Origin of the sequence: Staphylococcus equorum (assembly GCF_001747895.1) — a bacterium.
Taxonomy (GTDB): domain Bacteria; phylum Bacillota; class Bacilli; order Staphylococcales; family Staphylococcaceae; genus Staphylococcus; species Staphylococcus equorum_A.
On sequence record NZ_LNNB01000009.1, the window covers coordinates 147,616 to 165,112 of the forward strand.

A 17,497-nucleotide genomic window follows, 5' to 3' on the forward strand; every position below is an offset into this window, starting at 1 on the left:
TACCGCGAAACGTTCGTCCCTTTTATGAGGATGGGCGTTTTTTATTTTCAATTTTTTCTTATAACTGTTATAACTTGATTTGAGATGGAGGAATTTTAAGGATGAAAAACTTAAAAGCTAGTGAAATTAGACAAAGTTTTATTGATTATTTCGTTGAACAGGGACACATGGTTGAACCTTCAGCGCCGTTAGTGCCTATTGATGATGATTCTTTACTATGGATTAACTCTGGTGTTGCTACATTGAAAAAATATTTTGATGGTAGAGAAACACCGAGAAAACCACGTATAGTGAATTCACAAAAAGCGATTCGTACTAATGACATTGAAAACGTAGGCTTTACTGCACGACACCATACGTTCTTTGAAATGTTAGGAAACTTCTCAATTGGTGATTATTTTAAAAAAGAAGCAATCCAATTTGCGTGGGAATTTTTAACAAGTGAGAAATGGATGGCAATGGATCCGAAATTACTTTATGTCACAGTTCATCCTGAAGATGTGGAAGCATATAGAATCTGGAATGAAGAAATGGGATTAGAAGAAAGTAGAATCATCCGTATTGAAGGTAATTTCTGGGATATAGGTGAAGGTCCATCTGGTCCCAACACTGAAATATTCTATGATCGTGGCGATCAATTTGGTCACGATGATCCTGAAGAAGAAATGTATCCTGGTGGAGAAAATGAACGCTTTTTAGAAGTGTGGAATCTAGTGTTTAGCGAGTTTAATCATAATAAAGATCACACTTATACACCATTACCAAATCAAAACATTGATACTGGCATGGGTCTAGAAAGAATGGCTTCTATCGCCCAAAATGTACGTACAAATTATGAAACTGATTTATTTATGCCTATTATTCATGAAGTTGAAGCAGTTTCTGGCAAAAAATACTTAGAAAAAGACGTTTATGATGTTGCCTTTAAAGTGATTTCTGATCATATACGTACAATTGCATTCGCAATTGCTGACGGCGCATTACCTGCTAATGAAGGCAGAGGTTATGTATTGCGTAGATTGTTACGCCGTGCTGTAAGATTTAGCCAATCTCTAGAAATTAATGAACCATTTATGTACCAGTTGGTTGATATTGTTGCGGATATTATGGAACCTTATTATCCAAACGTAAAAGAAAAATCAGATTTTATTAAACGTGTTATTAAATCTGAGGAAGAACGTTTCCACGAAACTTTAGAAGAAGGACTTGCGATATTAAATAATTTAGTTGCAAAAGCTAAAGATTCAACTCAGGAAATCAATGGTAAAGATGCGTTTAAATTATATGATACTTATGGCTTCCCTGTTGAATTAACTGAAGAGATCGCAACACAAGAAAACCTTTCTGTTGATATGCAGACTTTTGAAATTGAAATGGAACAACAAAGAAATAGAGCAAGACAAGCACGTCAAAGTTCTCAATCTATGCAGGTTCAAAGTGAAGTATTGAAAAAAATAACTACTGAAAGTCAGTTTGTAGGTTACGACATCATGGATAAAGCAACAACGATTACTGATATTATCTATAACGGAGAATTAGTAGATACAGTTGAAGCTGGAGAAACAATTCATTTTGTATTAAGTGAAACACCTTTCTACGCTGTAAGTGGTGGACAAGTTGCAGACCAAGGTATAATCAGTAACGAACAATTTGAAATTGCCGTGACTGAAGTAACGAAAGCACCAAACGGGCAGAACTTACATACAGGTGAAGTTCAGTTTGGAACAGTTAGAAAAGATGCTGAAGTTTCTGCAAGCGTGAATCACGAAGACCGCCGTGCAATCAAGAAAAACCACAGTGCCACGCACTTATTACATGCTGCTTTAAAAGAAGTTTTAGGCGATCATGTTAATCAAGCTGGTTCATTGGTTGAAGCAGACCGTTTAAGATTTGATTTCTCACATTTCGGTCCTATGAGTCAAGCAGAAATTGATCGTGTTGAACAACGTGTTAACGAAGAAATTTGGAATAGCATCGATGTTAATATCCAAGAAATGCCAATTGATGAGGCTAAGCAAATAGGTGCTATGGCACTATTTGGTGAAAAATATGGTGATGTAGTAAGAGTTGTAAACATGGCACCATACTCTATTGAATTATGTGGTGGTATCCATGTGAATAATACTTCTGAAATTGGATTGTTTAAAATTGTTAGTGAATCAGGTACAGGTGCAGGCGTGCGTCGTATCGAAGCATTTACAAGTAAATCAGCATTTCTATATTTAGAATCTGTACAAGAGAAATTTAATGCTGTTAAGACTCAAGTTAAAGTTAAAACAGATGAGCAAGTGTTAGAAAAAATAGTGCAAATGCAATCTGATGAAAAAGAACTTACAAAACAATTAGAGCAAAAAAACAAAGAAGTTACAGCCTTGAAAATGGGTGATATCACTAACCAAGTTGAAGATATAAATGGCTTGAAAGTTTTAGCAACAGAAGTTGAAGTTGCAAATGCCAAAGCAATTCGTGAAACGATGGATGACTTTAAATCGAAATTACAAGATACAGTAATCGTATTAGTAAGTAACGTGGATGGAAAAGTATCATTAGTTGCCACTGTACCAAAAGAATTAACTGCTAAAGTGAAAGCAGGAGATATTATTAAAAACATGGCACCTATTGTAGGAGGAAAAGGCGGAGGCCGTCCTGACATGGCTCAGGGTGGAGGTACTCAACCTGAAAACATCACAGAATCATTACGTTTCATTAAAGATTACATTAAATCTCTATAACTTCAGTGCATAGTAATGTAGAATGTAAATAAGAACTTTTTTACTTGATACGAAGGAGTGCTAAAAGAATGGAAAATTTTGATAAAACAATGAAGTTTAATTACGATGAAATTCCAAAAGAAGATGTCAAAACAGTATTGCAAAATGTCTATAATACGTTGGAAGAAAGAGGATACAATCCTGTAAATCAAATCGTAGGTTATTTACTATCAGGTGATCCAGCTTATATACCTCGTAATAACGAGGCCAGAAACCAAATACGCCGCATAGATCGTGACGATATTATGGAAGAACTTGTTTCGAATTATTTACAAGAGAATTCAAAATAATATATGTTAAAGCATAAAATATTAGGTTTAGACGTTGGAAGTAAGACTGTTGGCATTGCAGTAAGTGATTTAATGGGTTGGACAGCCCAAGGATTAGACACACTCCGTATAGACGAAGAAAACAATGAACTAGGTATTGAACAATTAGTAAAAATTATAAAAAAAGAGAATGTTGGCTCTGTTGTTATAGGTTTACCTAAAAACATGAACAATTCTATTGGATTTCGAGGCGAGGCTTCGTTACAATACAAGGAGCAACTTCAAGAAGCACTGCCATCTGTAGAGATAATTATGTGGGATGAACGATTAAGTACCATGGCTGCAGAACGTTCTTTACTGGAAGCAGATGTTTCTAGACAGAAACGAAAAAAAGTAATAGACAAAATGGCAGCAGTTTTTATACTGCAAGGCTATTTAGACTCTATTCAATAAAAAGGAGCGTTTAATAATGACAGAACAAAATAAAGATGCAGAATTAGAAATTAACAACGAAGAGGAATTATTAACACTATATGATGAAGAAGGTAATGAAGTTTTATACCGTAAAGTTTTAGAATTTTTCCACCCAGAATTCAAGAAAGAATATGTTATTCTTGCTGAAGAAGGCGCTGAATCTGATGATGAAGATTTAGTTGAATTAGTACCAATGATCAATGAACCAGACGAAAATGGTGAAGGTGGTAAATTCTTACCAGTTGAAACAGATGAAGAATGGGACATGATTGAAGAAGTAGTTAATACTGAAATGGATGATCATGGCCACGATCACGACCACGAATAAAATCACTGTAGAGGCCACATATAGCCTCGTATAGCGACGAATAAATAACTAAAGGATGATTTCACTAGAAATCATCCTTTCTTGCTGTCAACAAACGTGTGAGGTTTTGTTGACAGTTTTTTATATTGTTGGCATAAGTCCCTGTTCAGCTCATATTCTAAACAGAGGTTTCCGTTTTGGAAAACAACTATATAAAGCTCAGCACAGCTTTGAAACACAATTTACACTTATATTTTGTGCTAGTTTATGGTAAAATATATAAAGTTAATTTCAATCGTACGTTATGTATATTGATGATATATTTAAATATCAATAATTGAACGCGTACCCTTATAAAAAGCGAGTTACCAATTACTTTTATTACAGACAATCAGTCAATTTATTCTGACTGATTTATTTTATTATTTAAACAAAAAGTATCATTTTACAACAAAGGAAGTTATGAAAATGGATAATAATCAGTTATATTTGTTAAATTTGCATAAGCAAACTGATAAAAATATTGAATCATTAAGAACCTATGCAGAGGAATATCAAGTGCCCATCGTTGATAAGCTCACTTTAGAAATGATAAAACAAATTATTAGATTACATAAACCTATTAATATTTTAGAAATTGGAACTGCAATTGGTTATAGCGCAATGCAATTTGCTTCTATTTCTGAAAAAATTAATGTGACTACAATTGAACGTAATGTAGAAATGCAAGATAAAGCGAAAGAAAATATTGAGTTATTTCAATATTATAACCAAATCAGATTAATTGAAGGCGATGCATTAGAGCAAGTTGAAAATGTGAGTGATCGCAGCTATGATATGATATTTATTGATGCAGCGAAGGCACAATCTAAAAAGTTTTTTGAACTTTATACGCCTTTATTAAAAGTAGGGGGCGTCGTTGTTACTGACAATGTACTTTATCACGGCTTTGTATCTGATATCTCTGTCGTTCGTAATAGAAATGTCCGACAAATGGTAAAGAAAGTACAAGATTACAATGAATGGCTAATGAATCACACAGATTATACTACTAATTTTTTAAACATGGATGATGGTTTGGCAATTTCAATTAAAGGGGAATCAAAATGACAGAATTATTAGTAACACCAAAGTCTGTTGAACATATTGAAATATTAATTGAAAAAGGTGCTGATGCTTTTGTAATTGGCGAACAAAAATTCGGCTTAAGGCTCGCAGGTGAATTTAATAAAGATGACATGATAAAAGCTGTGGATTTAATACACAGTCAAGGTAAAAAAGCTTATGCTGCAGTTAATGGCATTTTTCATAATTATCATCTGAACGCATTGGCGTCTTATATTAATTTTTTGCATGAAATTAAAGTAGACCGTATTATATTTGGTGACCCAGCAGTGGTTATGTTTGTAAAACAACAAGCCCATCCAATTCCATTAAATTGGGATGCTGAAGCACTAGTTACCAATTACTTTCAATGTAATTATTGGGGTAAAAAAGGTGCACAACGTGCTCAATTAGCTAGAGAACTTAGTTTAGAAGAGATTATTAACATTAAAGAAAACGCTGATGTTGAGATTGAAGTTCAAGTGCATGGTATGACTTGCATGTTCCAATCTAAACGAATGCTATTAGGTAATTATTATACATTTCAAGAACGACAAATGAAAATTGAAAGAAATAAAGAAGCAAATGAATTATTATTATACGATGAAGAACGTGATAATAAATATCCCGTGTATGAGGATTATAATGGCACACATATCATGTCACCTAATGATATATGTCTAATTGAAGAGCTAGAACCACTTTTAGCAGCAGGTATAGATGCATTGAAAATAGATGGTGTATTACAGTCAGAAACGTATATTAACGTATGTACAGAACAATATAGAGAAGCCATTGATTTATATAATGAAGATCCTGAAGTTTATGAAGATGAAAAATTTATGCTTGTCGATCCAATTGAAGCTATACAACCAGAACATCGTCCGTTTGACGAAGGCTTTTTATTTAAACAAACAGTATATTGATGGAGGTTTAACAGTGAAAGTTTTAGAAGAAGTTAAATTACATAATAAACCTAAAATGAATAAACCTGAACTTCTGGCACCCGCTGGTAATTTAGAAAAATTAAAAATTGCAGTACACTATGGGGCAGATGCTGTGTTCCTCGGTGGACAAGAATACGGTTTAAGATCAAATGCAGATAATTTTACAATGGATGAAATTAAAGAAGGCGTTGAATTTGCTCAACGCTATGGTGCTAAAATTTATGTCACTACAAATATCATTGCGCATGACGAAAATATAGATGGATTAGATGATTATTTGCGTGATTTGGCCTTAACTGGTGCAAGAGGCATTATCGTTGCTGACCCTCTGATTATTGAAACATGTAAACGAGTGGCTCCTAAATTAGAGATACATTTATCTACACAGCAATCTCTTTCAAATTATAAAGCCGTTGAATTTTGGAAAGAAGAAGGCTTAGATCGAGTGGTATTAGCTCGTGAAACTGGAGCAATGGAAATGAAAGAGATGAAAGAAAAAGTAGATATTGAAATTGAGTCTTTTATACATGGTGCGATGTGTATTGCTTATTCAGGAAGATGTACTTTAAGCAATCATATGACAGCGCGCGATTCCAATAGAGGTGGCTGTTGTCAAAGTTGTCGTTGGGATTATGACTTGTTACATATAGATCAAGACGGCGATTTAGATTTATTCTATGGCGATGATGAAGTTGCGCCATTTGCAATGAGTCCTAAAGATTTAAAACTAATCGAAGCTATACCAAAAATGATGGATATTGGTGTTGATTCTTTAAAAATTGAAGGACGTATGAAATCTATTCACTATATTGCAACAGTTGTTTCTGTGTATCGCAAAGTCATCGATGCTTATGCGGAGGATCCAGAACATTTTAAAATCAAGCCAGAATGGTTAATCGAATTAGATAAATGTGCCAATAGAGATACGGCTTCAGCGTTTATTGAAGGTACGCCAGGTTATGAAGAACAAATGTTTGGGCAACAAAATAAAAAGAATGCTTCATTTGACTTCTGTGGTTTAGTATTAGATTATGATAGTTCTACCCATATAGCTACAGTGCAACAACGTAATAAATTTGAACCTGGACAAGAAATCGAATTTTTTGGCCCTGAAATTGAAACATTTAGACAAGTTGTGGATACAATTTATGATGAAGAAGGTAATGAACTTGATGCTGCACGCCACCCATTGCAAATCGTGCAAATCAAAGTCGATCATCCAATTTATGCCAACAACATGATGAGAAAGGAAATTGGATAATGAATAGTACGACAATTATAGGAATTGCAGGCGGTTCTGGATCAGGGAAAACATCAGTAACAAATGAAATTATGAAGAATTTAGAAGGTCATAGTGTTGCACTATTGGCTCAAGACTATTATTATAAAGACCAATCGCATTTAACTTTTGATGAACGCTTGGAAACCAATTATGACCATCCATTTGCATTTGATAATGATTTGTTAATCGAGAATTTAAATGATTTGAGAAATGGGAAACAAATTGAAGTTCCAACGTATGATTATTCAAATCATACGAGAAGTGATAAAACGATTGCATTTGAGCCAAAAGATGTTATTATCGTGGAAGGTATATTTGCGCTTGAAAACAAAACATTAAGAGATTTAATGGATGTCAAAATTTATGTTGATACTGATGCTGATTTGCGTATCTTAAGACGGTTACTTCGAGATACTGAAGAAAGAGGCCGTACTATGGATTCTGTTATAAATCAGTATTTAAATGTGGTGCGACCAATGCATAATCAATTTATAGAACCTACTAAAAGATATGCAGATATTATTATTCCAGAAGGTGGCAGTAATAAAGTAGCAATCGATATAATGACGACAAAGATTCAAACTTTAGTAAGTAAACAATAGTATGTATATGTAAAGGAAGATGACATAATGGAAAATCAAAAACAATATCCAATGACTCAAGAGGGTTTTGAGAAACTAGAACATGAGTTAGAAGAATTAAAAACAGTTAAACGACCAGAAGTCGTTGAAAAAATTAAGGTAGCACGTTCTTTTGGTGACTTATCTGAGAACTCAGAGTACGATGCTGCAAAAGACGAACAAGGATTTATCGAACAAGATATTCAACGTGTAGAACATATGTTACGTAATGCACAGATTATCGAAGATACTGGTGATAACAATGAAGTTAAAATTGGTAAAACAGTAACAATTGTAGAATTACCAGGCGAAGAAGAAGAAGAATACCAAATTGTTGGTTCGGCTGAATCTGATGCATTCAATGGTAAGATTTCTAATGAATCGCCAATGGCTAAAAGTTTAATTGGTAAGAAATTAGAAGATGAAGTACGTGTACCGTTACCTAACGGTGGCGAAATAAACGTTATTATTAAAAATATTAAATAAAATGAATCCCCCTAAATATCTTCAAGGATGTTTAGGGGGATTTTACACTATGCAAAATTATTTATGTACTTGATGGTAACATTTTGTTAACTTAATGATAAGAATAAAATTTTAGAATAATATTGCTATTTTATTTACTAATATACTTTGTTTAATAAACGTTTAGTTATTATTAGTAATAACTTTTTCTATTAAACACAATTTTAAAATAAATGATATACTATCAATAGCATGTGCACAATATAGTTTATCTGAAGATAAACTATATTGTAAATGTAATAAAGGGGGCATAATCTTTGAATTATAAATTAATTAATGAACAAACGATTATGATTTATTTTGAAGAACGTATTGATCCTGATACGTTTCAAAAGGTACAACGCGTTGAACAATATATTAAAGCACAAAACAATCCAGCTATTATTGAAGTAGTTGCTTCGTATCGTGCAATTATGTTAACTATTGATATCAGTAAAAGTGATTTAACCCATATAATTAAAGCGCTTAATTTAAATCAAATGGAGATAACAAAATTTAATGATACAGCTACACCAACACAAACGATTAATATACCAGTGTTATATGGTGGAAGTTATGGACAAGATATTCAAGAGGTAGCATCACATAACAATTTAACTACTAAAGAGGTTATACGAATACATACTGAAAATGCTTATTTAATTTATATGCTAGGTTTTATGCCTGGTTTTCCTTTTTTAGGAGGATTAGATACACAATTACATACGCCAAGACGACAAGAACCAAGGACAAGCATTCATGCAGGCTCTGTAGGTATTGCTAATAATCAAACAGGACTATATCCAAAACAATCGCCTGGTGGTTGGCAAATTATAGGACGCACGCCAATTAAAGTGTTTGATATTCATAGAGAACCTATGTGTTTATATGGCGCAGGAGACTATATAAAATTTTATGCTATTGAAGAAGAAACATACCATCGTATATTAGATGAACAACAACATGACGATTTTGATATAGAAAAGTGGGTGAAAATTTAATATGTCTATAAAAATTTTGAATCCTGGACTATTTAGCACAATACAAGATCAAGGTAGAATTGGTTATCAAAACCAAGGATTTTCAAATGCAGGCGTGTTAGATCAATATGCATATAGATTAGGTCAAACACTTATTGGAAATGAGGGGCCTGCAATTGAATGCACAATCATTGGGCCAACACTTCAATTTTTAGAAGATAATTCTTTTATTATCACTGGTGCACAATTTAATGCCAAGATAAATGATAAAGTGATTGATGTTCAAACAGTAACTTCAGTAAAAAAAGGCGATATATTGGAACTAGGTGCCGTAGTTAATGGTGCGAGAGGTTATATTTTGTTAGGTAAACCCCTGGAGGTTCCAATTGTAGCTGGTAGTTATGCTACTCATACACGTAGTCATATCGGAGGATATAAAGGACGCGCCTTAAAACGAGACGATGTAATTTTGTGTAAACAAGATGATACATACCATTCTAAAGTAGGCTACAGTTTAGAATTAAATACTGAACCATTTAATAAAGATACAATTCAAATTATCGAAGGACCACAAATAAATCGTTTCACTCAAGATGCGCAAGATAAATTAACAACAGTTGATTTTAAAATTTCTGAAAAATCAGACCGCATGGGATATCGCTTACAAGGTGAGATAATTTCACCAACAGATTCAGCGGATATCATTTCTGAACCAGTAGCTTTAGGTAGCATTCAAGTTCCAAACGATGGCAATCCAATTATTTTATTGAATGATAAACAAACAGTTGGTGGTTATACAAAAATTGCTACTGTATGTGCTTCAGATTTACATATTTTAGCACAAAAACAACCAGGGGACGTGCTACATTTTGAATGGACAACGATTGAAGCAGCAACAAAAAAATTAAAACAACAAGAATTAGATTTCAAGAAAGTATTAGAAAATACAATCGATACACCTATTTATAATACGGCTCAATTCAGACCAACGGCTTCACGTATCAAAAAATTACTAAAAGGGGAATTAAAATGAATCTTGAAAAAATCGAGCAATTAATAAAATTAGTAAAAGAAAATGAAGTTAAGAAATTTGAATACAAAGATAGTAAAAGTGAAATAGCGATAGATTTTAATGATAATAAAGTGCATTCATTTTCTTCCGATAATAGTTCACAAACTGTAGCAAACCAAGCGTTCAATCAAAATCAAAGTGTAGCAGACGGTCAAGCAGAGGACCATGACAACTTTAAGGAAGTTAAATCACCAATGGTAGGTACGTTCTTCCAACAAGATGAAAAAGAGCTTACTGAGCCAATCATTCATGTTGGTGATGAAATAAATAAAGGTGATACGATTGGTTTTATTGAAGCGATGAAAGTAATGAATGAAGTGAAAAGTGACGTAGATGGTGTAGTGAAGGAAATCGTAGTAGAACATGGTGCGAATGTCGAATATAATCAGACGATTATTAAAATAAAATAAGTGAAAGAAAGGGGCGTTTGCTGTGTATCGTTGTTTAATAGCAAACAGAGGAGAGATAGCTGTTAGAATTATCCGAGCATGTAGAGAGATGGATATTGAAACAGTAGCTATATATGCATTAGGGGATGAAACGAGTTTACATGTGAGTTTAGCAGATCAAGCTATTTGTATAGGTGACGCAAATCCACTAGAGAGTTATTTGAATCAAGACAGAATTATTAGCGCCGCCAAAATCAGTGGTGCTACTGCAATACATCCAGGCTATGGCTTTTTATCAGAGAGTACTTCTTTTGCACAAAAAGTAGAAGAAAATAATATTGATTTCATTGGTCCAACACAATTGACGATGGAAATGATGGGTGATAAAATCACTGCACGTCAAACGGTTGATGATGCGGGTGTGCCAATTATTCCAGGTTCTACGAATGCTGTGGAGTCAATTGAAGAAGTGAAACAAATATCAAAAGATGTTGGCTTCCCCCTAGTTTTAAAAGCAGCTAGCGGTGGCGGTGGTAAAGGCATTAGAATTGTTAAAACAGTTGAAGAATTGCCTAAAGCTTTTAAAGAGGCCAAGAGTGAAGGCGAGAAGTATTTTGGTGATGATCGTATTTATGTTGAATCGTTCATTCCTGTAGCGAAGCATGTAGAAGTTCAAGTCATTGGTGATGGTAAGAATAATTACATACATTTAGGAGAAAGAGATTGTTCTGTACAAAGAAAAAACCAAAAATTAATTGAAGAATCACCATGTGCAGCAATATCAGAAGAAACTAGAAATGCAATGTGTACTGATGCTGTCAAAGTAGCAAAGGCTTCAAATTATAGAAGTGCAGGTACAATCGAATTTTTAGTAACAGACGAAGCATATTATTTCATTGAAATGAATGCGCGTATTCAAGTAGAACATACTGTGACTGAAATGAGAGCGAATAGGGATTTACTACAAGCTCAACTATACTTGATGATAAATGGCAAATTGCCTTTCACACAGGAAGATATAGTTTTTGATGGACATGTAATCGAAGCACGAATTAATGCAGAGAACCCAGAACGACAATTCCAGCCTTCACCAGGCAAAGTAGAAGCATTACACTTACCACAAGGATTTAACGTACGTGTAGATAGCTTACTTTATCAAGGTTATACTGTCTCTCCTTACTATGATTCTTTAGTAGCAAAAGTGATTGTCAAAGCACCCGACAGACAACGTGCAATTAAAAAATTAAAAGTCACTTTAGATGAAATGGTGATAGACGGTTTTACAACAACTGCTGACTTTTTATACGCAGTATTATCTTATCCATTGTATGCAGATGGAGATGCAAAAGAAGTAGATATAAAATTTTTAGATAGGCACCAAATTATCAAGGGGGTATCTTAATGCAAGTAGACTTAAATTGTGATCTCGGTGAAGCATTCGGTAATTACTCATTTGGAGGGGATGAACATATCATCCCACTTATTACTTCAGCAAATATTGCTTGTGGTTTCCATGCCGGGGACCAACATGTAATGAATGAAACGATAAAATTAGCCAAAGCACATGATGTAGGCATCGGTGCTCATCCAGGATTACCAGACTTACAAGGATTTGGACGTAGAAATATGGATTTATCACCAAGTGAAATTTATGATATTGTTGTTTATCAAATTGGTGCGTTAAGTGGATTTTGTAAAATTCATAACGTGAAGATTAATCACGTAAAACCGCATGGCGCCCTTTATCAAATGGGAGCTAGAAACAAAGATATAGCGCGTGCAATTGCACAAGCAGTATTTGATATTGACAACACCCTAATATATGTGGGATTATCTAACACGTCATTAATTTCTGAAGCTAAATCAGTTGGTTTAACAACAGCCTCAGAAGTCTTTGCAGATAGACGATACGAAGATGATGGCCAACTCGTAAGTAGAAAAGAACACGATGCATTAATTACGGATACAAATGAAGCAATTGAGCAAGTAGTTAACATGGTGAAATCACAAACCGTTGTCGCAAAAAGCCAAAAGACCATCAGCATAGAGGCTGATACAATTTGTGTGCATGGAGATGGTGCACATGCTCTCGAGTTTGTAACACAAATTAGAGAAAGATTAACGAAAGAAGGCGTTTCTATAAAAAGTCTAGGGGGCTAACCTATGAAAGAAAGATTAAGTTCTGAAGAAAAAGATTTTGAGTTCACAAAAAACCATAAAAGGTTACTATTAGGTTCGGTATTTTTAATGGCAACATCTGCTATTGGACCAGCATTTTTAACTCAAACCGCAGTATTTACTGCACAATTTACTGCAAGTTTTGCATTTGCTATCCTATTATCTATTATTATAGATATTGGTGCACAAATAAATATTTGGAGAGTATTAGTAGTTACAGGTAAACGTGGTCAAGAAGTAGCAAATGAGATTTTCAGTGGGCTAGGTACAATTATTTCGATACTGATAGCCATTGGAGGATTAGCTTTCAATATCGGTAATATAGCAGGAGCTGGACTTGGTTTAAATGCCATTTTCGGTTTAGATGTGAAGATTGGCGCTGCAATTACAGCAGTTCTAGCTATCGGTATCTTTATTAGTAAAAGTGGCCAAAAAATTATGGACGTTGTTACAATGTTTTTAGGAATGCTTATGATCGTAGTCATAGCGTTTGTAATGTTTAAGGCCAACCCGCCATATGCAGAAGCGGCTAAGCATTTAGTCATGCCAGAACAACCATTGGCGCTTGTATTACCGATTATTACTTTGGTAGGTGGTACAGTTGGTGGTTATATTACTTTTGCAGGGGCACATAGAATTTTAGATTCTGGAATTAAAGGCAAAGAATATTTACCATTTATTAACAAAGCCGCGATCTCAGGCATATTGACTACCGGCGTTTTAAGAGTTTTATTATTCTTAGCGGTATTGGGTGTAGTTGTTACAGGTGTTACTTTAAGTTCAGAAAACCCACCAGCTTCAGTCTTTGAACATGTACTTGGACCAGTTGGACGTAGTATCTTTGGTGTCGTATTATTCGCAGCTGCAATGTCATCTGTAATTGGTTCTGCTTATACGAGTGCGACATTTTTAAAAACACTACATAAATCGATATACAATAAAACCAATATAATTGTAATTAGTTTTATTGTAGTTTCTACGCTAGTATTTTTATTCATAGGTCAACCAGTTACTTTATTAATCGTTGCTGGAGCACTTAACGGATTTATTCTACCAATCACTTTAGGTACAATTTTAATAGCGAGTAAACGAAAATCGATTGTCGGAGATTATCATCATCCAACATGGATGTTACTCTTTGGTATATTGGCAGTAATAGTTACAATTGTTGCAGCGTTATTCTCTCTACAAAGCTTATCAGGCTTATTTGGTAGTTAATATATAAATGTTTTAATACTCTGAATGATACATACTGCTCATGTGTTGTTCAGAGTTTTTATATGAAAAAAATCAGGAATTTAAATGTATAAAAAATATTATTAATTACTTAAAAATAGGGAAAATAGCATAGAGAATTTAATAATAAAAAGTTGAACAATGATCGAGCTATGAACATAAATGTGGTAGAATAACTAAGGCTAGGATTTTAATATGAGGTGAATTATAATGATAGGTATTATAGGTGCTATGGAAGAAGAAGTAGCAATCTTAAAAGATAAACTTGTAACATTAGAAGAAATAAAAATTGCGCATGTAATATTTTATAAAGGTCGTCTACATGATAAAGAAGTAGTACTGTCACAAAGTGGTATAGGTAAAGTGAACGTAGCAATCTCTACAACATTATTAATTGAAAAATTCAGACCTGATGTAATTATTAATACGGGCTCTGCAGGAGCGTTAGATAAATCATTAAATGTTGGTGATGTTGTAGTCAGTGATATGGTTACTTATCATGATGCAGATGCAAGAGCATTTGGTTATCAATTAGGACAAATACCACAAATGCCAGCACAATTTGTTGCTGATGAGCATTTAATTCAAAAGGCAACAGATGCAATTAATGAACAACAACTAGTAGCTAAAACTGGCTTAATTGTGAGTGGAGATAGCTTTATTGGTACAACTGAGCAACGTACAACGATTAAAACGAATTTTCCACAAGCAATGGCTGCAGAAATGGAAGCTACTGCAATTGCACAAACCTGCTATCAATTTAATTTACCATTCATAATTACGCGCGCAATTTCAGATTTAGCTGACGGCGATGCTGGTATTACGTTTGATGCATTTTTAGAAAAAGCAGCAATATCTTCTAGTGAAATTGTTGAGCGTTTAATTAAAACTATATAAAAAGGTGAAAATAAATAATGGGTATAATAAAAAACTATTTTATGCCAAACGAATATGTGCAGTCCGTTTTTCAAATAGATATTGATAAACTTGCAGCATCTGGCGTGAAAGGAATTATTACAGATTTAGATAACACACTTGTAGGATGGGACGAAGCAGACCCTACTACAGCAGTGAAACAATGGTTTGAGAAAGCAAATGCATTAGGCATTACAATTACGATTGTTTCTAATAATAATGAAAAACGTGTTGGTAGTTTTTCAAAATCATTGAATGTTGATTATATTTTCAAAGCCAAAAAACCAAGAGGTCGCGCTTTTAATCAAGCTGCACAATTAATGAACCTAAAACCTGCTGAAATTGTAGTGATTGGTGACCAAATGCTTACAGATGTATTTGGAGGTAATAGACGTGGACTCTTCACAATTATGGTGGTTCCCGTGAAACAAACGGATGGGTTTATTACGAAATTCAACCGAATGATAGAACGAAGATTACTACAACACTTTAGAAAAAAAGGCTATATCAAATGGGAGGAAAATTGATTGACTGAAATTTTAAAATGTATCGGATGCGGCGCACCACTTCAATCTGAAGATCCAGATGCGGCAGGCTATGTGCCAGAACATAATTTACATCGTGAAGATGTCATATGTAAAAGATGCTTTAGACTAAAAAATTACAATGAAGTTCAAGATGTTGGTTTAGATAGTGAAGACTTTTTAAATTTGTTGAATGGTTTAGCAGATGAAAAAGGGATTGTAGTAAATGTTGTAGATGTCTTTGATTTTGAAGGGTCTTTCATTAATGCAATCAAACGTATCGTGGGTAATAAAAAAATCATTTTAGTAGCCAATAAGTTAGATTTATTGCCTAAACAGATTAATAAACGACGTGTTAAAGAATGGCTGAAGAAAACAGCTAGAAAATATGGTTTGGAAACTGAAGATGTTGTATTGATATCTGCAGAAAAAAATGAAGGTATAGATGATTTGTTAGCATCTATTAACACATTACGTAATAACGATAATGTTTATATTGTAGGAACTACAAATGTTGGTAAATCTACGCTTATAAATAAATTGATCGAACGCAGTGTTGGTGAAAAAGATGTCGTTACTACTTCTAGATTCCCAGGCACAACGCTAGACATGATTGACATACCGTTAGATGATACATCATTTATGTTTGATACTCCAGGCGTGATTCAAGCACATCAAATGACACATGTGGTAACGGATGATGAGCTTAAAACGATTATGCCTAAAAAAGAAGTTAAACAGCGCGTATATCAATTGAATGAAGGTCAAACTTTATTCTTTGGTGGAATAGCGCGTATTGACTATGTTAGTGGTGGCAGACGTTCGTTAGTGTGTCATTTTTCAAACGAACTCAATATCCATAGAACTAAAACTGAAAATGCCAATGAATTGTGGAAAAATCAGTTAGGTGCACTATTGTCACCACCTCATAACCCTGATAATTTTGATTTACAAAATGTTAAAGCAGTACGATTAGAAACAGGTAAAGAGAAGCGAGATGTGATGATTTCAGGATTAGGTTTTATCACGATTGATGAAGGTGCCAAAGTTATAGTTCGAGTACCGAAAAATGTAGATGTTGTATTAAGAAATTCAATAATGTAAGGTGTGTTTAATATGAAATACGCAGTAATAGGCAATCCTATAGATCATTCTTTGTCACCCGTTATGCATAACGCTAACTTTGAGACTTTAAATGATGATTCAACATATGAAGCGATTAATATTCCTGAAGCACATTTTCATCTTATTAAAGAAATCATAGAAGACAAAGCGCTTTCTGGATTTAATGTTACAATACCTCATAAAGAACGTATTCTACCTTATTTAGATGAAATTGATGACCAATCTAAAACGGTTGGTGCTGTTAATACAGTGAAAATTGAAGGCGGAAAATGGATAGGCTACAATACAGATGGCATAGGCTATGTTACAGGTCTTAAACAGGCTTATCCGGATTTACAAAATGCTTATATACTCATTTTAGGTGCAGGCGGTGCCAGTAAAGGTATTGTAAATGAACTGAATAAACACGTTCGACCTAAATTAACCGTTGCTAACAGAACTATGAGTCGCTTTGATAACTGGGATTTGGATATAAATAAGATTAATTTATCAGACGCAGAAAAGTCATTGTCTGAATTCGACATTATTATTAATACTACACCTGCAGGTATGAATAAAAACAAAGATGTAGCTATAAGTCTCGATCAATTAGCTTCACATACATTAGTAAGTGATATTGTTTATATTCCTTTTAAAACGCCGATTTTAGAAATAGCAGAAGAAAAAGGCAATCCTATACACAATGGATTGGACATGTTTGTTTACCAAGGCGCAGAAAGTTTTGAGATTTGGACCGAACAAACACCAGACATTCAAGTAATGAAAGAAGCAGTACTAAAACATTTATAAAAGGAGCATAT

19 protein-coding genes are annotated in these 17,497 nt (G+C 33.9%); all 19 read left to right on the forward strand.

What is annotated here, in order from left to right; genetic code table 11:
- Positions 1 to 101: 101 nt before the first annotated feature.
- The 19 genes from alaS to aroE all read left to right on the forward strand — a co-directional run bounded on the left by alaS (position 102) and on the right by aroE (position 17,486).
- On the forward strand, positions 102 to 2,732 hold the full coding sequence (gene alaS / locus AST02_RS02520) for an alanine--tRNA ligase (RefSeq protein WP_069815467.1): 2,631 nt from the start codon (positions 102 to 104) through the stop codon (positions 2,730 to 2,732).
- Between the two features lie 68 nt (positions 2,733 to 2,800).
- On the forward strand, positions 2,801 to 3,061 hold the full coding sequence (locus tag AST02_RS02525) for an IreB family regulatory phosphoprotein (RefSeq protein WP_046465485.1): 261 nt from the start codon (positions 2,801 to 2,803) through the stop codon (positions 3,059 to 3,061).
- A gap of 3 nt (positions 3,062 to 3,064) precedes the next feature.
- Positions 3,065 to 3,493: a Holliday junction resolvase RuvX gene (ruvX, locus tag AST02_RS02530; protein WP_002507439.1), complete on the forward strand. Its 429-nt coding sequence runs from the start codon at positions 3,065 to 3,067 to the stop codon at positions 3,491 to 3,493.
- 16 nt (positions 3,494 to 3,509) lie between these two features.
- Positions 3,510 to 3,842 (forward strand): DUF1292 domain-containing protein, encoded by a 333-nt coding sequence (locus tag AST02_RS02535; protein ID WP_069815469.1) that lies wholly within the window; start codon positions 3,510 to 3,512, stop codon positions 3,840 to 3,842.
- A 447-nt stretch (positions 3,843 to 4,289) separates the two neighbouring features.
- Positions 4,290 to 4,931 (forward strand): O-methyltransferase, encoded by a 642-nt coding sequence (locus AST02_RS02540; RefSeq protein ID WP_069815471.1) that lies wholly within the window; start codon positions 4,290 to 4,292, stop codon positions 4,929 to 4,931.
- Positions 4,928 to 5,851 carry a peptidase U32 family protein gene (locus tag AST02_RS02545; RefSeq protein ID WP_046465482.1) on the forward strand — a complete coding sequence of 308 codons (924 nt, stop codon included), beginning with the start codon at positions 4,928 to 4,930 and terminating at the stop codon, positions 5,849 to 5,851. The genes AST02_RS02540 and AST02_RS02545 overlap by 4 nt, the downstream gene beginning before the upstream one ends.
- A gap of 13 nt (positions 5,852 to 5,864) precedes the next feature.
- Positions 5,865 to 7,133: a peptidase U32 family protein gene (locus AST02_RS02550; protein ID WP_046465481.1), complete on the forward strand. Its 1,269-nt coding sequence runs from the start codon at positions 5,865 to 5,867 to the stop codon at positions 7,131 to 7,133.
- Positions 7,133 to 7,756 (forward strand): uridine kinase, encoded by a 624-nt coding sequence (gene udk / locus AST02_RS02555; protein WP_057512344.1) that lies wholly within the window; start codon positions 7,133 to 7,135, stop codon positions 7,754 to 7,756. The genes AST02_RS02550 and udk overlap by 1 nt, the downstream gene beginning before the upstream one ends.
- Before the next feature lie 27 nt (positions 7,757 to 7,783).
- Positions 7,784 to 8,260, forward strand: coding sequence for a transcription elongation factor GreA (greA, locus tag AST02_RS02560; RefSeq protein WP_046465479.1), 477 nt, complete (start codon positions 7,784 to 7,786; stop codon positions 8,258 to 8,260).
- Positions 8,261 to 8,556: 296 nt separating this feature from the next.
- The gene (gene pxpB / locus AST02_RS02565) at positions 8,557 to 9,279 is read left to right on the forward strand and encodes a 5-oxoprolinase subunit PxpB (RefSeq protein WP_080947907.1); all 723 of its coding nucleotides are present in this window, start codon (positions 8,557 to 8,559) and stop codon (positions 9,277 to 9,279) included.
- A 1-nt stretch (position 9,280) separates the two neighbouring features.
- The gene (locus AST02_RS02570; RefSeq protein ID WP_046465478.1) at positions 9,281 to 10,291 is read left to right on the forward strand and encodes a biotin-dependent carboxyltransferase family protein; all 1,011 of its coding nucleotides are present in this window, start codon (positions 9,281 to 9,283) and stop codon (positions 10,289 to 10,291) included.
- Entirely contained in the window at positions 10,288 to 10,740 is a 453-nt protein-coding gene (locus AST02_RS02575) for an acetyl-CoA carboxylase biotin carboxyl carrier protein (RefSeq protein WP_046465477.1), read from the forward strand. The genes AST02_RS02570 and AST02_RS02575 overlap by 4 nt, the downstream gene beginning before the upstream one ends.
- 22 nt (positions 10,741 to 10,762) lie before the next feature.
- Complete coding sequence (locus tag AST02_RS02580) at positions 10,763 to 12,121, forward strand: acetyl-CoA carboxylase biotin carboxylase subunit (RefSeq protein WP_069815472.1); 1,359 nt, start codon at positions 10,763 to 10,765, stop codon at positions 12,119 to 12,121.
- Positions 12,121 to 12,879, forward strand: coding sequence for a 5-oxoprolinase subunit PxpA (pxpA, locus tag AST02_RS02585; RefSeq protein WP_069815473.1), 759 nt, complete (start codon positions 12,121 to 12,123; stop codon positions 12,877 to 12,879). The genes AST02_RS02580 and pxpA overlap by 1 nt, the downstream gene beginning before the upstream one ends.
- Positions 12,880 to 12,882: 3 nt before the next feature.
- Positions 12,883 to 14,115, forward strand: coding sequence for an NRAMP family divalent metal transporter (locus AST02_RS02590; protein ID WP_069815474.1), 1,233 nt, complete (start codon positions 12,883 to 12,885; stop codon positions 14,113 to 14,115).
- Between the two features lie 228 nt (positions 14,116 to 14,343).
- The gene (gene mtnN / locus AST02_RS02595) at positions 14,344 to 15,030 is read left to right on the forward strand and encodes a 5'-methylthioadenosine/S-adenosylhomocysteine nucleosidase (protein ID WP_046465473.1); all 687 of its coding nucleotides are present in this window, start codon (positions 14,344 to 14,346) and stop codon (positions 15,028 to 15,030) included.
- Between the two features lie 17 nt (positions 15,031 to 15,047).
- The gene (locus AST02_RS02600) at positions 15,048 to 15,575 is read left to right on the forward strand and encodes a YqeG family HAD IIIA-type phosphatase (protein WP_046465472.1); all 528 of its coding nucleotides are present in this window, start codon (positions 15,048 to 15,050) and stop codon (positions 15,573 to 15,575) included.
- Positions 15,576 to 16,676 carry a ribosome biogenesis GTPase YqeH gene (yqeH, locus tag AST02_RS02605; protein ID WP_046465471.1) on the forward strand — a complete coding sequence of 367 codons (1,101 nt, stop codon included), beginning with the start codon at positions 15,576 to 15,578 and terminating at the stop codon, positions 16,674 to 16,676. It abuts the gene before it with no gap.
- 12 nt (positions 16,677 to 16,688) lie between these two features.
- Complete coding sequence (gene aroE, locus AST02_RS02610; RefSeq protein ID WP_069815475.1) at positions 16,689 to 17,486, forward strand: shikimate dehydrogenase; 798 nt, start codon at positions 16,689 to 16,691, stop codon at positions 17,484 to 17,486.
- Positions 17,487 to 17,497: the final 11 nt, after the last annotated feature.